This window comes from Phocaeicola barnesiae DSM 18169 = JCM 13652, from assembly GCF_000374585.1.
GTDB classification, from domain to species: domain Bacteria; phylum Bacteroidota; class Bacteroidia; order Bacteroidales; family Bacteroidaceae; genus Phocaeicola; species Phocaeicola barnesiae.
This window is the reverse complement of the sequence record NZ_KB894656.1, coordinates 30697-46289: the sequence shown is the minus strand read 5'-3', so window position 1 is coordinate 46289 and position 15593 is coordinate 30697. Positions and strand designations below refer to the sequence as shown.

Genomic DNA, 15593 nt, shown 5'->3' with positions numbered 1-15593 from the left:
TAATGAATTGTTCTTCGATACCGGATTACACTCATACTTTGGATTTAGTGGTGGCACTCGGAGGGATACCGAGTGCCTTTTTCTTCCTTTTTCCAACCGATTATCCCGTTAATTATCAATCCGCTAAATCCAAAGTAATGAACAACAAGAAGAAAAACGAGGGTCAGACCGACTTTTCCTATTACGGTCTGTACCTGCTGGACTATCTCCGCACGAACAAGTTTGAACAGGCTGACGACACCGCTTTCATACGGGAACGGGCCGACCGTGCCGCCGAAACGTATGAGAGGGCACGGCTTGAAGGCTATCCCGCCGATGGTGCGCAGGAACTGGCGATGGACACGCTGCTGCGCGGGCTGCATTATTCCCGTTACGCCATCCTCCGCGAAGTCGTGGAAAACGAGTTTGCCGATGAAGTGCCGGAAGAGAAGCGTGAAGCCTTTGTCCTGAAACTGCTGCCGCTTGTCGGCAACGTGTTCTCCGTCTATGACCTCTCGGATGACAATTTCGCCCTGTCTTCCGATTACGACCTGCTCTACACGGAGCTGACGGGAGCAACCGTCCTTTACTTAGACGAATATGGCGTTTAACCGCAAACAGAAACTGCGGGACAACATCGAGGCGATACGGACGGCATTCATCCTTGACAGGGAAAATAGGACAGCGACAACCGAAGAGCGTGCCATACTTCAAAGGTACTGCGGTTTCGGCGGTCTGAAATGTATCCTCAACCCTGCAAAGGAACTGACGGATGCCGTCCGGTGGGCGAAATCCGACCTCGAACTGTTCGCCCCGACGGTGGAGCTGCACAGGCTTATCCGTGAGAACAGCAAGGACGAAACAGAGTACAAGCGGTTTGTGGATTCGCTGAAAGCGTCCGTGCTGACCGCTTTCTACACCCCCAAAGAGATAACCGACACCATCGCGGACGTGCTGGCAGATTACAGCGTCCGCCCCGCCCGTATGCTCGAACCGTCGGCAGGTGTCGGCGTGTTCGTGGATTCCATGCTGCGGCACAGCCCCAATGCGGATGTGATGGCTTTCGAGAAGGATCTGCTCACGGGTACAATCTTGAGGCATCTCTATCCCGACCAGAAAATGCGCACCTGCGGTTTTGAGAAAATCGAAAGACCGTTCAACAATTATTTCGACTTGGCGGTGTCCAACATTCCGTTCGGTGACATTGCCGTGTTCGACGCGGAGTTTCAGCGGAGCGACTCTTTCGGCAGACGCTCCGCCCAGAAAACCATCCACAACTATTTCTTTCTCAAAGGACTGGATGCCGTGCGTGACGGCGGTATCGTGGCGTTCATCACCTCGCAAGGGGTATTGAATAGCACCAAGACCTCCGTGCGTAACGAGCTGTTCAGTCAGGCCAATCTGGTATCCGCGATACGCCTGCCCAACAACCTGTTCACGGACAACGCGGGCACGGAGGTGGGCAGTGACCTGATTGTCCTGCAAAAGAACCTCAGCAAGAAGGAAATGTCGCAGGACGAGCGGCTGATGACCGTGATACAGACGGACACGAAAACCGCCCTGACCGACAACGCCTATTTCATCCACCACCCGGAACGCATCGTGCATACGATGGCGAAACTTGACACAGACCCCTACGGGAAGCCCGCTATGGTTTATCTGCACGAGGGCAAGGCAGCAGGCATCGCCGGGGATTTGCGCCGTATGCTCGACGAGGATTTCCATTACAGGCTTGCCATGCGCTTGTATTCGGGTTCAATCCGGCAGGCAGGAACGGAAGAAAAAGTTGCCGTTCAAAATAAAGTAGAGCGTCCTGCCATAAAATTGGAAACAGTATCCTCGGCGCAGACGGTGGAAACTCCGACAGAAAAGCCGCAACCCGCAGATGAAAAGCCGGAGATAGAACCGCGCCCGCAATATTCCGCAGGCGTGCAGCTCACCCTGCTTGACCTCTGGGGGATGACGGAAGAGGTCAGCCAACCGAAAACCTCCAAAAAGAAAAAGACGGTGAAAAAGGCAGTTACGGCAAAGTCCACTCCGCCCAAACCGAAAGTCACGGTTACACCGACAGCTCCAACTGCAAAACCCGCAATGGAGAATAAGGAGGTGAAAGCGGAGAACACCGCCAAGCCTGCCGACCCGGACGACATCTATGCCACACTGGACTGGGATACCAATCCTCCCATCAACGGTTTCTATGAAATGATGATGGGTTTGACGCCGGAGCGTAGGAAAGAACTTCGGGAACTGGCAAGGCAGCATAACGAGAAACAAGTGGCGGAAAAGACGGAAGTGAAAGCCGTGCCGGAAACTTCCCGTGAGCAGCCACGACAGGAGGAAACACAGCCGGAGGCAGTCGCCGCACCTGCCGTTACAGATACCCCATCGGAAGCGGTGGGGACTTTCCTTTTCCCCGACATCGAAGCGGAAAAGCCGAAGGAGGAAGTCGTGGATCTTTCTCCGCGTGCCTACCACCGCACGCCGGAGATGCACCTGCGCGAAGGGTCGCTGGTGGCTGACCGGGGGCGTCATAACATCGGCTACCTGAAAGACATCACGCCATACGGGGCGACATTCCAGCCGCTCGACCTGAAAGGATACCAGAAGGAAAAGGCGTTGTTGTATGTGTCGCTGCGTGACGCCTACGAGCGTCTGTACCGTTATGAATCGCTCCGGCGCGAGGCAAATGTTCCGTGGCGAGAGCATCTGAATACCTGTTACGATGAGTTTGTCATGCGCTACGGCAACCTCAACGCCAAGCAGAACGTGAAGTTAGTGATGATGGATGCGGGCGGGCGCGACATCCTTTCGCTGGAACGGATGGAAAACGGAAAGTTCGTCAAGGCGGACATCTTCGAGCATCCTGTTTCCTTCGCGGTGGAGAGCCATGCCAACGTAGGCTCTCCCGAAGAAGCCCTGTCTGCGTCGCTCAACAAATATGGTACGGTCAATCTCGACTATATGCGGGAGATAACCGACAGCACGGCGGAGGATTTGCTCACTGCCCTGCAAGGGCGCATCTACTACAATCCGCTCGTGACCGGTTACGAAATCAAAGACCGTTTCATCGCCGGAAATGTCATAGAGAAAGCGGAACGCATAGAGGCATGGATGGGTGACAATCCCGAAAATGAGCGTATGCCGGAGGTGAAGCAGGCGTTGGAGGCTCTGAAAGATGCCGAGCCGCAGCGCATCGCCTTCGAGGATCTGGACTTCAATTTCGGGGAACGCTGGATTCCGACGGGTGTCTATGCCGCCTACATGAGCCGGCTGTTCGACACGGAGGTGAAAATCGCCTATTCCGCAAGCATGGACGAGTTTTCGGTGGTGTGCGGCTACCGCACCATGAAAATCACGGACGAGTTTCTGGTGAAGGGGTATTACCGGAACTATGACGGTATGCACCTCCTAAAACACGCCCTGCACAACACCTGCCCTGACATGATGAAGTCCATCGGCAAGGACGAGCATGGCAACGACATCAAGATGCGCGACAGCGAGGGAATACAACTCGCCAACGCCAAGATTGACGAGATACGAAACGGCTTCTCCGAATGGCTCGAAGAGCAGTCGCCGCAGTTCAAGGAGCGGCTTGTGACGATGTATAACCGCAAGTTCAACTGTTTCGTGCGCCCGCGCTACGACGGCTCCCATCAGACCTTTCCCGACCTCAACCTGAAAGGGCTGGCAAGCCGGGGTATCAAGAGCGTCTATCCCTCACAGATGGATTGCGTCTGGATGTTGAAACAGAACGGCGGCGGAATTTGCGACCACGAGGTGGGAACCGGTAAGACGCTGATAATGTGCATCGCCGCGCATGAGATGAAGCGTCTGAATTTGGCACACAAGCCGATGATTATCGGGCTGAAAGCCAACGTTGCGGAGATTGCAGCCACCTATCAGGCGGCATATCCCAACGCACGTATTCTGTACGCTTCGGAGAAGGACTTTTCGACCGCCAACCGTGTGCGCTTCTTCAATAATATAAAGAACAACGACTACGATTGCGTCATCATGTCGCACGACCAGTTCGGCAAGATACCGCAGTCGCCGGAATTGCAGCAGCGCATCCTGCAAGCAGAGCTTGACACGGTGGAGGAAAACCTCGAAGTGCTACGGCAGCAGGGAAAGAACGTGTCGCGGGCGATGCTGAAAGGATTGGAGAAGCGCAAGCACAACCTTGAAGCGAAGCTGGAGAAGGTGGAACACGCCATAAAGTCACGCACGGACGACGTGGTGGATTTCAAGCAGATGGGCATCGACCACATCTTCATAGATGAGAGCCACCAGTTCAAGAATCTGACTTTCAACACGCGCCACGACCGTGTGGCGGGATTGGGAAACAGCGAGGGAAGCCAGAAGGCACTTAACATGCTCTTTGCCATACGCACCATACAGGAGCGCACAGGAAAAGACTTGGGTGCGACCTTCCTCTCCGGCACGACTATCAGCAACTCACTGACTGAATTGTACCTGCTGTTCAAGTACCTGCGCCCGAAGGAGCTGGAACGGCAGGACATAAGGTGTTTCGACGCTTGGGCGGCGATATTTGCCAAGAAGACGACGGATTTTGAATTTAACGTGACGAACAATGTGGTCCAGAAGGAGCGTTTCCGCTACTTCATCAAAGTGCCGGAGCTTGCCGCCTTCTATAATGAAATCACGGACTACCGCACGGCGGAGGATGTGGGCGTTGACCGTCCTGCCAAGAACGAGATACTGCACCATATACCGCCCACGCCGGAACAGGAGGACTTCATACAGAAACTGATGCAGTTCGCCAAGACGGGCGATGCCACCTTGTTGGGCAGGCTGCCGCTTTCGGAAACGGAAGAAAAGGCGAAGATGCTCATCGCCACGGACTATGCCCGGAAAATGGCACTCGACATGCGCATGATAGACCCGAATTACGAAGATCATCCCGACAACAAAGCGAGTCACTGTGCCAAGATGATCGCGGAGTATTATCAAAAATACGACGCCCAGAAAGGCACGCAGTTCGTTTTCTCTGATTTGGGGACATACCAGCCGGGCGACGGGTGGAACGTCTATTCGGAAATCAAGCGCAAACTGACGGAGGACTACGGTATACCGCCAAGCGAGGTGCGCTTCATTCAGGAGTGCAAGACCGACAAGGCGCGGAAGGCGGTGATAGACGCCATGAACGCCGGGACGGTGCGTGTGCTGTTCGGCTCTACCTCTATGCTCGGAACGGGTGTGAACGCCCAGAAACGGTGTGTGGCTATCCATCATCTCGATACGCCGTGGCGACCGTCCGACTTGCAACAGCGTGACGGACGCGGAGTTAGGGCAGGTAATGAGATTGCCAAACATTTCGCCGGGAACAACGTGGATGTAATCATCTACGCGGTGGAGAAGTCACTGGACAGCTACAAGTTCAACCTCCTGCACTGCAAGCAGACTTTCATAAGCCAGCTCAAAAGCGGTGCGATGGGTGCGCGTACCATCGACGAGGGGGCAATGGACGAAAAATCGGGCATGAATTTCTCGGAATACATGGCGTTGCTCTCCGGCAATACCGACCTGTTGGACAAGGCGAAACTGGAAAAGCGGATCGCATCGCTCGAAGGGGAACGCAAGTCGTTCAACAAGGGCAAGCGTGATTCGGAGTTCAAGCTGGAGTCAAAGACCGGCGAGTTGCGCAACAACACGGCTTTCATAGATGCCATGACGGAGGACTGGAACCGCTTCCTGTCGGTGGTGCAGACCGACAAGGAGGGCAACCGCCTTAATATAATAAAGGTGGACGGAGTGGATTCCGCCGATGAGAAGGTCATCGGAAAGCGTTTGCAGGAGATAGCCAAGAATGCCACGACCGGAGGGTTGTACACGCAGGTCGGTGAACTTTACGGTTTTCCGATAAAGGTGGTGAGCGAAAGGATACTCAAAGAGGGATTGGAGTTCACCGACAACCGCTTCGTGGTCGAGGGGAACTACAAGTACACCTACAACAACGGGCATCTGGCGATGGCTGACCCGTTGGCCGCCGCCCGCAACTTCCTCAACGCGATGGAGAGGATACCCTCCATCATCGACCAGTACAAGGCGAAGAACGAGGTGCTGGAGATGGAGATACCGCAGTTACAGGAGATAGCGGGTAAGGTGTGGAAGAAGGAGGACGAGCTGAAGCAGTTGAAGTCCGAACTTGCCGCCCTTGACCGAAAAATTCAGCTGGAGCTTGCGCCACCCACGCCCGAAGTCGCAGAAAAGGAGAATGAAGGGCAACAGCTCAAGCCGGAAGCGGAAGATGTGAGGAACAGGCAGGCGCAATATCCCGAAAATGCACCGCCGCAGATACGCAGTCCGGCGGATAGTATCGTTGCCAACCATGTCATAATCGGGCGTCCGGGACTGTATGCCAAGGAGGAAACCCGGTCCAAAGGATTGAAAATATAACCTAAGGAATTTTATCTGAAGTATTAATAAGGGCTATCCCAAAAGGTCTAAAAGTAAATTTTATCCTTTCTGCAAGTATCTATAGGATGGCAACTGCATTTTTTTCTTTTTGGGCAGCCCTTATTAAAATTTATTCTTATTTTAGGTTATATACATTCATGTCCATTTATGTAAAAAATTCCTGCTGACCTTGTTTATGTCTTGTCAGTCACCATTTGCAAAACCATATTTGACCCTCAAAGAGGCTGAATTTGATAAGTAACTTGCTACATACTCATAATAAGGAGCTAAATAGAACACGAATGGGAAATACACAAATGCTAAACTAAAGAAGATATTGGCCAAAATAAACGCTATACCGAGAGAGAAACTTGATTTTTCAACTTCCTAAAACGGTGTTGTTCAAACATTTCTACTTATTTGTACTTGCCAGTTGAACCTACGCTTCCCTAATAAAATGTCTATGGTAAAAAGTTAAAAAATCCTCCCACTTTTGTTAGATATATTTTTTTGTGTAATTTTGTAATCGTTATGCGGCAGTAATAATATACATATTAATACGAGTTAGTAATCCTGTAGTTCTCATATGCTACGAGGAGGTATTAAAAGGTGCGTTTCGACAATGCATCTACTGTAGTATATTATTGCTTAATCCAAATGAATATTATAAATTTAGGAATTCTTGCTCACATTGATGCAGGAAAAACTTCCGTAACCGAGAATCTGCTGTTTGCCAGTGGAGCAACGGAAAAGTGCGGCCGTGTGGATAATGGTGACACCATAACGGACTCTATGGATATAGAGAAACGTAGAGGAATTACTGTCCGGGCTTCTACGACATCTATTATCTGGAATGGAGTGAAATGCAATATCATTGACACTCCGGGACACATGGATTTTATTGCGGAAGTGGAGCGGACATTCAAAATGCTTGATGGAGCAGTCCTCATCTTATCCGCAAAGGAAGGCATACAAGCGCAGACAAAGTTGCTGTTCAGTACTTTACAAAAGCTGCAAATCCCGACAATTATATTTATCAATAAGATTGACCGTGCCGGTGTGAATTTGGAGCGTTTGTATATGGATATAAAAACAAATCTGTCGCAAGATGTCCTGTTTATGCAAACTGTTGTCGATGGATCGGTTTATCCGGTTTGCTCCCAAACATATATAAAGGAAGAATACAAAGAATTTGTATGCAACCATGACGACGATATATTAGAACGATATTTGGCGGATAGCGAAATTTCACCGGCTGATTATTGGAATACGATAATCGCTCTTGTGGCAAAAGCCAAAGTCTATCCGGTGCTACATGGATCAGCAATGTTCAATATCGGTATCAATGAGTTGTTGGACGCCATTTCTTCTTTTATACTTCCTCCGGCATCAGTCTCAAACAGACTTTCAGCTTATCTCTATAAGATAGAGCATGACCCCAAAGGGCATAAAAGAAGTTTTCTTAAAATAATTGACGGAAGTCTGAGACTTCGAGACGTTGTAAGAATCAACGATTCGGAAAAATTCATCAAGATTAAAAATCTAAAGACTATTTATCAGGGCAGAGAGATAAATGTTGATGAAGTGGGTGCCAATGATATCGCGATTGTAGAAGATATAGAAGATTTTCGAATCGGAGATTATTTAGGTGCTAAACCTTGTTTGATTCAAGGATTATCTCATCAGCATCCCGCTCTCAAATCCTCCGTCCGGCCAAATAAGCCCGAAGAGAGAAGCAAGGTGATATCCGCTCTGAATACATTGTGGATTGAAGACCCGTCTTTGTCCTTTTCCATAAACTCATATAGTGATGAATTGGAAATCTCGTTATATGGTTTGACCCAAAAGGAAATCATACAGACATTGCTGGAAGAACGATTTTCCGTAAAGGTCCATTTTGATGAGATCAAGACTATCTACAAAGAACGACCTATAAAAAAGGTCAATAAGATTATTCAGATCGAAGTACCACCCAACCCTTACTGGGCCACAATAGGGCTGACTCTTGAACCCTTACCGTTAGGGGCAGGGTTGCAAATCGAAAGTGACATCTCCTATGGTTATCTGAACCATTCTTTTCAAAATGCCGTTTTTGAAGGGATTCGTATGTCTTGCCAATCTGGTTTACATGGATGGGAAGTGACAGATCTGAAAGTAACTTTTACTCAAGCCGAGTATTATAGCCCGGTAAGTACACCTGCTGATTTCAGACAGCTGACCCCTTATGTCTTCAGGCTGGCTTTGCAACAGTCAGGTGTGGACATTCTCGAACCGATGCTCTGTTTTGAGTTGCAGATACCCCAAGTAGCGAGTTCCAAAGCTATTACAGATTTGCAAAAACTGATGTCTGAGATTGAAGACATCAGTTGTAATAATGAGTGGTGTCATATTAAAGGGAAAGTTCCATTAAATACAAGTAAAGACTATGCCTCAGAAGTAAGTTCGTACACTAAGGGCTTAGGCATTTTTATGGTTAAGCCATGTGGGTATCAAATAACAAAAGACGGTTATTCTGATAATATCCGCATGAACGAAAAAGATAAACTTTTATTCATGTTCCAAAAATCAATGTCATTAAAATAATGGAGCGGTCAGGAAATTTCTATAAGGCAATACGGTTGGGATATATACTTATCTCCATTCTTATCGGATGTATGGCATATAATAGCCTCTATGAATGGCAGGAGATAGAAGCATTAGAACTTGGCAATAAAAAAATAGACGAGCTCCGAAAAGAAATAAACAATATCAATATTCAAATGATAAAATTTTCTCTATTGGGTGAAACAATACTGGAATGGAACGATAAAGATATCGAGCATTACCATGCACGGCGTATGGCAATGGACAGTATGCTCTGCCGTTTCAAGGCCACCTATCCAGCAGAGCGCATCGATAGTGTGCGCAGTCTTTTAGAGGATAAGGAACGACAGATGTTCCAGATAGTCCGGTTAATGGATGAACAACAATCTATTAACAAGAAGATAGCCAATCAAATTCCGGTTATTGTACAGAAAAGTGTGCAGGAACAGTCCAAAAAGCCAAAACGAAAAGGTTTCTTAGGCATATTCGGCAAAAAAAAGGAAGTAACTCCAGCAGTATCAACCACTATCCTTCATTCGGTCAATAGAAACGTAATCAGCGAACAGAAAGTGCAGGATCGCCAATTGTCGGAACAAGCCGACAGCCTTGCAGCTCGTAATGCAGAACTTAACAGACAACTGCAAGAATTGATTTGCCAAATAGAAGAAAAGGTACAAACCGAACTGCAAAGCCGGGAAAACGAAATAGTTGCCATGCGTGAAAAGTCATTTATGCAAGTAGGCGGTTTAATGGGATTCGTTCTTCTATTGTTGTTAATTTCCTACATCATCATACATCGTGATGCAAAAAGCATTAAACAATACAAGCACAAGACAACTGATTTGATAAGGCAACTGGAACAATCCGTACAACGGAACGAGGCACTGATAACGTCAAGGAAGAAGGCGGTACATACTATCACCCATGAACTGCGCACACCGCTGACAGCAATAACAGGCTATGCCGGACTGATACGGAAAGAACAGTGTGAGGATAAGTCCGGGCAGTATATCCAAAACATACTGCAATCCTCCGACCGTATGCGGGATATGCTTAACACTTTGCTTGACTTCTTCCGCCTGGACAACGGCAAGGAACAGCCCCGTCTGTCACCCTGCCGGATTTCAGCAATCACGCACACACTTGAAACGGAGTTCATGCCTGTTGCCGTGAACAAAGGGCTGTCCTTGTCCGTGAAGACTGGACACGATGCCATTGTATTGACCGACAAAGAGCGAATAATACAAATCGGGAATAACCTGCTGTCAAACGCTGTCAAGTTCACAGAAGAAGGCGGTGTTTCTTTGATTACTGAATATGATAATGGAGTTCTGACACTGGTCGTTGAAGATACAGGTACAGGCATGACAGAAGAGGAACAGAAACAAGCGTTCGGTGCGTTTGAACGTCTATCAAATGCCGCCGCAAAGGAGGGTTTCGGGCTTGGGCTTGCCATAATGCGTAATATTGTGTCGATGCTTGGCGGAACAATCCGTTTAGACAGCAAGAAAGGGAAAGGCAGTCGTTTCACAGTTGAAATTTCTATGCAGGAAGCTGAAGAACAGCTTGGATATACAAGCAATACACCTGTTTATCATAACAATAAATTCCATGATGTTGTCGCCATTGACAATGATGAGGTATTACTTCTGATGCTGAAAGAGATGTATTCCCAAGAAGGAATACACTGCGACACTTGCACCGATGCTGCGGCACTGATGGAAATGATACGCCAGAAAGAATACAGCCTGTTGCTGACAGACTTGAATATGCCCGATATAAACGGTTTCGAATTGCTGGAACTGTTGCGTTCGTCCAACGTGGGCAATTCACCAACAATCCCGGTGGTTGTGGCAACCGCTTCGGGCAGTTGTAACAAAGGGGAACTATTGGCAAAAGGCTTTGCCGGATGCCTGTTCAAACCGTTCTCCATATCGGAACTGATGGAGGTTTCCGACAGGTGTGCCATAAAAGCGACACCGGACGGGAAACCGGACTTTTCCGCCTTATTGTCCTATGGCAATGAAGCCGTCATGCTGGAAAAGTTGATAACTGAAACAGAAAAGGAAATGCAGGCGGTACGGGATGCAGCAAAAGAAAAAGACCTGCAAAAGCTGGATTCCCTGATCCACCACCTGCGCAGTTCGTGGGAGGTGCTCCGTGCCGACCAACCGCTGAATGTACTTTACGGATTGCTTCGTGGCGATGCTCTCCCGGATGGTGAAGCGTTAAGCCATGCCGTGACTGCCGTGCTGGATAAGGGAGTGGAAATAATACGGTTGGCAGAAGAGGAAAGGAGAAAATACGAAGATGAATAAGACAAAAATAATTGTGGTGGAAGACAACATCGTGTATTGCGAATATGTCTGCAATATGCTGTCACGGGAGGGCTACCGCAATATGAAGGCTTACCACCTCTCAACCGCGAAGAAACATCTGCAACAGGCAACAGATAATGATATCGTGGTTGCCGACCTGCGTCTGCCTGACGGCAGTGGCATAGACCTTTTGTGCTGGATGCGAAAGGAGGGAAAGATGCAGCCCTTCATCATTATGACCGACTACGCCGAAGTTAATACCGCCGTGGAAAGCATGAAACTCGGCTCGATAGACTATATTCCCAAACAGCTTGTGGAGGATAAACTTGTCCCCCTGATCCGTTCCATACTGAAAGAACGTCAGGCAGGACAACGCCGTATGCCTATATTCGCCCGTGAAGGTTCCGCCTTTCAGAAAATCATGCACCGCATAAGGCTGGTAGCCGCCACCGATATGAGCGTGATGATATTTGGTGAGAACGGCACGGGCAAGGAGCATATTGCCCACCTGTTGCATGACAAGAGCAAACGTGCAGGCAAGCCATTTGTGGCGGTGGACTGCGGTTCACTCTCCAAAGAGCTTGCACCGTCGGCTTTCTTCGGACACGTCAAAGGTGCATTTACAGGTGCGGACAATGCCAAGAAAGGATATTTCCATGAGGCGGAAGGCGGCACGTTGTTTCTGGACGAGGTAGGAAACCTCGCGTTGGAAACCCAACAGATGTTGCTCCGTGCCATACAGGAGAGGCGGTATCGCCCGGTCGGAGACAAGGCAGACCGGAATTTCAATGTCCGCATCATCGCTGCTACCAATGAAGATTTGGAGGTATCGGTGAATGAAAAGCGTTTTCGGCAGGATCTTCTGTACCGCCTGCACGACTTCGGGATAACCGTTCCTCCGTTGCGTGACTGTCAAGAAGACATTATGCCGCTGGCAGAGTTCTTCCGTGATATGGCAAACAGAGAGCTGGAGTGTAGCGTGAGCGGGTTCAGTTCCGAAGCACGTAAAGCGTTGCTGACACACGCATGGCCGGGCAACGTGCGGGAACTTCGGCAGAAAGTTATGGGTGCTGTATTGCAGGCGCAGGAAGGTGTTGTCATGAAAGAGCATCTGGAACTTGCCGTGACGAAACCGACCTCTACTGTCAGCTTCGCCTTGCGCAATGACGCGGAGGATAAGGAGCGGATATTGCGTGCGTTGAAACAGGCAAACGGCAACCGGAGTGTCGCCGCAGAACTGCTCGGCATAGGCAGGACAACACTATACAGCAAACTTGAAGAGTATGGACTTAAATATAAATTCAAGCAATCATAGCCCGTAATTCACTGAATTTGGCTATCTTTGCATAACATTTGAGAAAAACGGCGATTGGCAGGAGCTTTTCGCCGCCAACATATAGGATAAGACCGCAAGGCGTTTCAAGCGAAAATCTGGTAAATTGGAACTACGGAGACGATTGCGTGATGCTTATGCTATGCTTACGCATAGCGTGCATTCACGTACTCTCCGTAAAGGCTTTACCAGAGCCATCGCTTGAAGGTAGTGTGAATTGCACGCTACTTTTTTACCCTTGCCTAACGAAAGGAAACGATTATGGGTAAAGTTCAGATTCTCGCCGTACTGACGATGGACGGATGTCTTTCTTCAGAGTTATATGATAAAGCACATCAGGATTTGTGCCTTGACCGTTGCGGTCTTGATGAAATCAGGAAGAAAGCCTTTTACCGTGTGACACCGGACTATTCCATTTCAATGCTGCACGAATGGAGAAAAGACTGCACAAACATCCGTTACCTCGCGGAAGCCACACCGGACACGGCAGACTATATAAACGGACTGCTGCGGATGCACGCTGTGGATGAAATCATACTATACACCGTTCCTTTCATATCCGGAAGCGGACGACATTTTTTTAAGTCGGCTCTGCCAGAGCAACACTGGACGCTTTCCTCTTTGAAAAGCTATCCCAACGGTGTATGTCGCATTATCTATATCCTTGATAAAAAAGCAAGATAGCCAAAATGTGCGGCAAGCATACATTTCTATTTTCAGGAATAGAATAAATGTTCCGATTACAAACAATTTAAGTCGGAGATAATTTGTCCTTGTGAAAAAATACTGAATTTTATACCTCTGAAATCCAGCACTTTGTAAAATTGAGTGTTGGATTTTTTATTTTCTGCCGCGTTTTTTGCCAATTATATTCATGTGCGCACGCAGAAAACAAAGTGTAATTTTCAAAATTGACAGAACCATGAATTATTTCTTGCTGGCGGAAACCGACTTTTTCCGCCTGATAAACGAAGCCGGCGACTGCAATATGGAAACGGCATACACGGCTTTCGCCACCCAAGTGATCGAACTGTGCAACGGCGGCATGGACATGAACCTTACCGTCATCGCGCTTGCCTACATCGAAATCGAGTTGCAGCACCATCCCGTACGTAATCTGTCAGAAGAAAAAAGAGAGATTGCCGCCTACGTCAGCAAGGCTCTGTCTTTCGTAAGAAAGATGCAGAAATTCCTTGCCACGCCCCAAGTGCCACCACTAATATCCGCCAACAACGCAACAGAAACCACCGCCAGCCTTCTTCAATGGACGGGCAATGCCATCGACCTCGTGGAACTTATCTACGGCATAGACGTGATGGGCTGCATCAACAACGGCAATATGCCGCTCAAACAGCTCGCCCCACTTCTCTATAAGATATTCGGGGTTGATTCTAAAGACTGCTACCGCTTCTACACTGATATCAAACGCCGGAAGAACGAAAGCCGCACCTATTTCATTGACAGGATGCAGGAAAAACTGAACGAGAGAATGTTGCGTGATGAGGAGTTGGAGCGGATGAGAAAATAAAAAAATATCCATTACATATGAGAAGACAGGAATACTCGTATCCTGTCTTTTTATTTTCATTTAATTATATATTAATTAGCACAATATATGTGAGTTTTTCATTCCTATAAGGACAAATTTCAGAAACGTATGTCTGGTAAATTATTGAGTCATCATAGTATGAACATATATCATTACTAAAAACAATGAAACAACTTCCATAAGATTGTGGTTGTAAAAATCGCCATTTAATAGCCCGTTTTTTTTGTAAAATTCGCCAATTAAAAAAATATGATTATCTTTGCATTATATTTTATAAGGTATGGAAACAGTAAATAGAATACTTCAAGAGAAGATTACAGCACGAATCGCGCCCAATAAAGCAGTACTGATTTTTGGTGCTCGCCGTGTTGGTAAAACGGTAATGATGCGTAAAATTGTGGACAACTATTCAGGTAGGACGATGATGCTCAACGGCGAAGACTACGACACATTAGCACTATTGGAGAATCGCTCAATAGCCAATTATCGGCATTTATTGGATGGTATTGATTTGCTGGCTATTGATGAGGCACAGAACATACCACAAATCGGTAGTATTCTGAAGTTGATAGTTGATGAAATACCGGGAATAAGTGTCTTGGCAAGTGGTTCTTCGTCATTCGATTTGCTGAATAAGACTGGTGAACCGTTGGTCGGCCGCAGTACGCAATTTCTCCTTACACCATTCTCGCAACGGGAAATCGCACAGACGGAAACGGCACTTGAAACCCGCCAGAACCTCGAAGCGCGCTTGATTTACGGTTCCTATCCCGAAGTAGTAATGATGGAGAACTATGAACGTAAAACAGACTACCTACGTGATATTGTCGGTGCATACCTGCTTAAAGATATCTTAGCAATTGACGGCTTAAAAAATTCGAGCAAGATGCGCGATCTACTGCGATTGATAGCTTTTCAGTTGGGCAGCGAAGTTTCTTACGAAGAGTTAGGTAAACAACTCGGCATGAGCAAGACGACCGTTGAAAAATACCTCGACCTATTGGAAAAGGTCTTCGTTATCTATCGTCTGGGGGCTTATTCGCGTAACCTACGCAAGGAGGTTACAAAAGCTGGCAAGTGGTACTTCTACGACAACGGCATTCGCAATGCCATTATCGGGGCTTTCTCACCGCTGGCCATTCGGCAGGATGTCGGTGCGCTGTGGGAGAACTACATCATCGGAGAGCGGCGCAAAGCGAACTTCAATGAGGGACTGCACAGGGAGTTCTATTTCTGGCGCACCTACGACAAACAGGAAATCGACCTGATTGAGGAGAGTGCCGACAGTCTTACCGCCTTGGAGTTCAAGTGGGGAAATAAAATGCCGGCCGCACCGAAAGCCTTCCAAGAAGCCTATCCCTATGCCGAGTTTCATGTGGTAAATCGGGAGAATTATTTGGAGTTCGTATAATCA

General features: G+C 48.1%; 8 protein-coding genes. All 8 read left to right on the top strand.

The features are described from left to right. Positions 1-2: 2 nt before the first annotated feature. The 8 genes from C510_RS0112920 (at position 3) to C510_RS0112885 (ending at position 15590) form a co-directional block, all read left to right on the top strand. Entirely contained in the window at positions 3-590 is a 588-nt protein-coding gene (locus C510_RS0112920) for a DUF1896 domain-containing protein (RefSeq protein WP_004291461.1), read from the top strand. After that, positions 580-6396, top strand: coding sequence for an N-6 DNA methylase (locus tag C510_RS0112915; protein ID WP_004291462.1), 5817 nt, complete (start codon positions 580-582; stop codon positions 6394-6396). The genes C510_RS0112920 and C510_RS0112915 overlap by 11 nt, the downstream gene beginning before the upstream one ends. A gap of 657 nt (positions 6397-7053) precedes the next feature. Beyond that, positions 7054-8979, top strand: a complete 1926-nt coding sequence (gene tet(Q) / locus C510_RS0112910; RefSeq protein ID WP_004291466.1) for a tetracycline resistance ribosomal protection protein Tet(Q) — start codon at positions 7054-7056, stop codon at positions 8977-8979. Continuing rightward, entirely contained in the window at positions 8979-11297 is a 2319-nt protein-coding gene (locus C510_RS0112905; RefSeq protein ID WP_004291467.1) for a hybrid sensor histidine kinase/response regulator, read from the top strand. Before tet(Q) ends, C510_RS0112905 begins: the two co-directional genes overlap by 1 nt. Further along, positions 11290-12612 carry a sigma-54-dependent transcriptional regulator gene (locus tag C510_RS0112900; RefSeq protein ID WP_004291471.1) on the top strand — a complete coding sequence of 441 codons (1323 nt, stop codon included), beginning with the start codon at positions 11290-11292 and terminating at the stop codon, positions 12610-12612. The genes C510_RS0112905 and C510_RS0112900 overlap by 8 nt, the downstream gene beginning before the upstream one ends. 279 nt (positions 12613-12891) lie before the next feature. Next, the gene (locus C510_RS0112895; protein ID WP_004291474.1) at positions 12892-13314 is read left to right on the top strand and encodes a dihydrofolate reductase family protein; all 423 of its coding nucleotides are present in this window, start codon (positions 12892-12894) and stop codon (positions 13312-13314) included. Between the two features lie 238 nt (positions 13315-13552). After that, entirely contained in the window at positions 13553-14158 is a 606-nt protein-coding gene (locus C510_RS0112890) for an RteC domain-containing protein (RefSeq protein WP_004304269.1), read from the top strand. Positions 14159-14459: 301 nt separating this feature from the next. Next, on the top strand, positions 14460-15590 hold the full coding sequence (locus C510_RS0112885) for an ATP-binding protein (RefSeq protein WP_004291480.1): 1131 nt from the start codon (positions 14460-14462) through the stop codon (positions 15588-15590). Positions 15591-15593: the final 3 nt, after the last annotated feature.

Bases quoted from the DNA above. Each gene is read 5' to 3' on its own strand.
- C510_RS0112920 (WP_004291461.1), top strand. From the start codon at position 3: ATGAATTGTTCTTCGATACCGGATTACACTCATACTTTGGATTTAGTG.
- C510_RS0112915 (WP_004291462.1), top strand. From the start codon at position 580: ATGGCGTTTAACCGCAAACAGAAACTGCGGGACAACATCGAGGCGATA.
- C510_RS0112905 (WP_004291467.1), top strand. From the start codon at position 8,979: ATGGAGCGGTCAGGAAATTTCTATAAGGCAATACGGTTGGGATATATA.
- C510_RS0112900 (WP_004291471.1), top strand. From the start codon at position 11,290: ATGAATAAGACAAAAATAATTGTGGTGGAAGACAACATCGTGTATTGC.
- C510_RS0112895 (WP_004291474.1), top strand. From the start codon at position 12,892: ATGGGTAAAGTTCAGATTCTCGCCGTACTGACGATGGACGGATGTCTT.
- C510_RS0112890 (WP_004304269.1), top strand. From the start codon at position 13,553: ATGAATTATTTCTTGCTGGCGGAAACCGACTTTTTCCGCCTGATAAAC.
- C510_RS0112885 (WP_004291480.1), top strand. From the start codon at position 14,460: ATGGAAACAGTAAATAGAATACTTCAAGAGAAGATTACAGCACGAATC.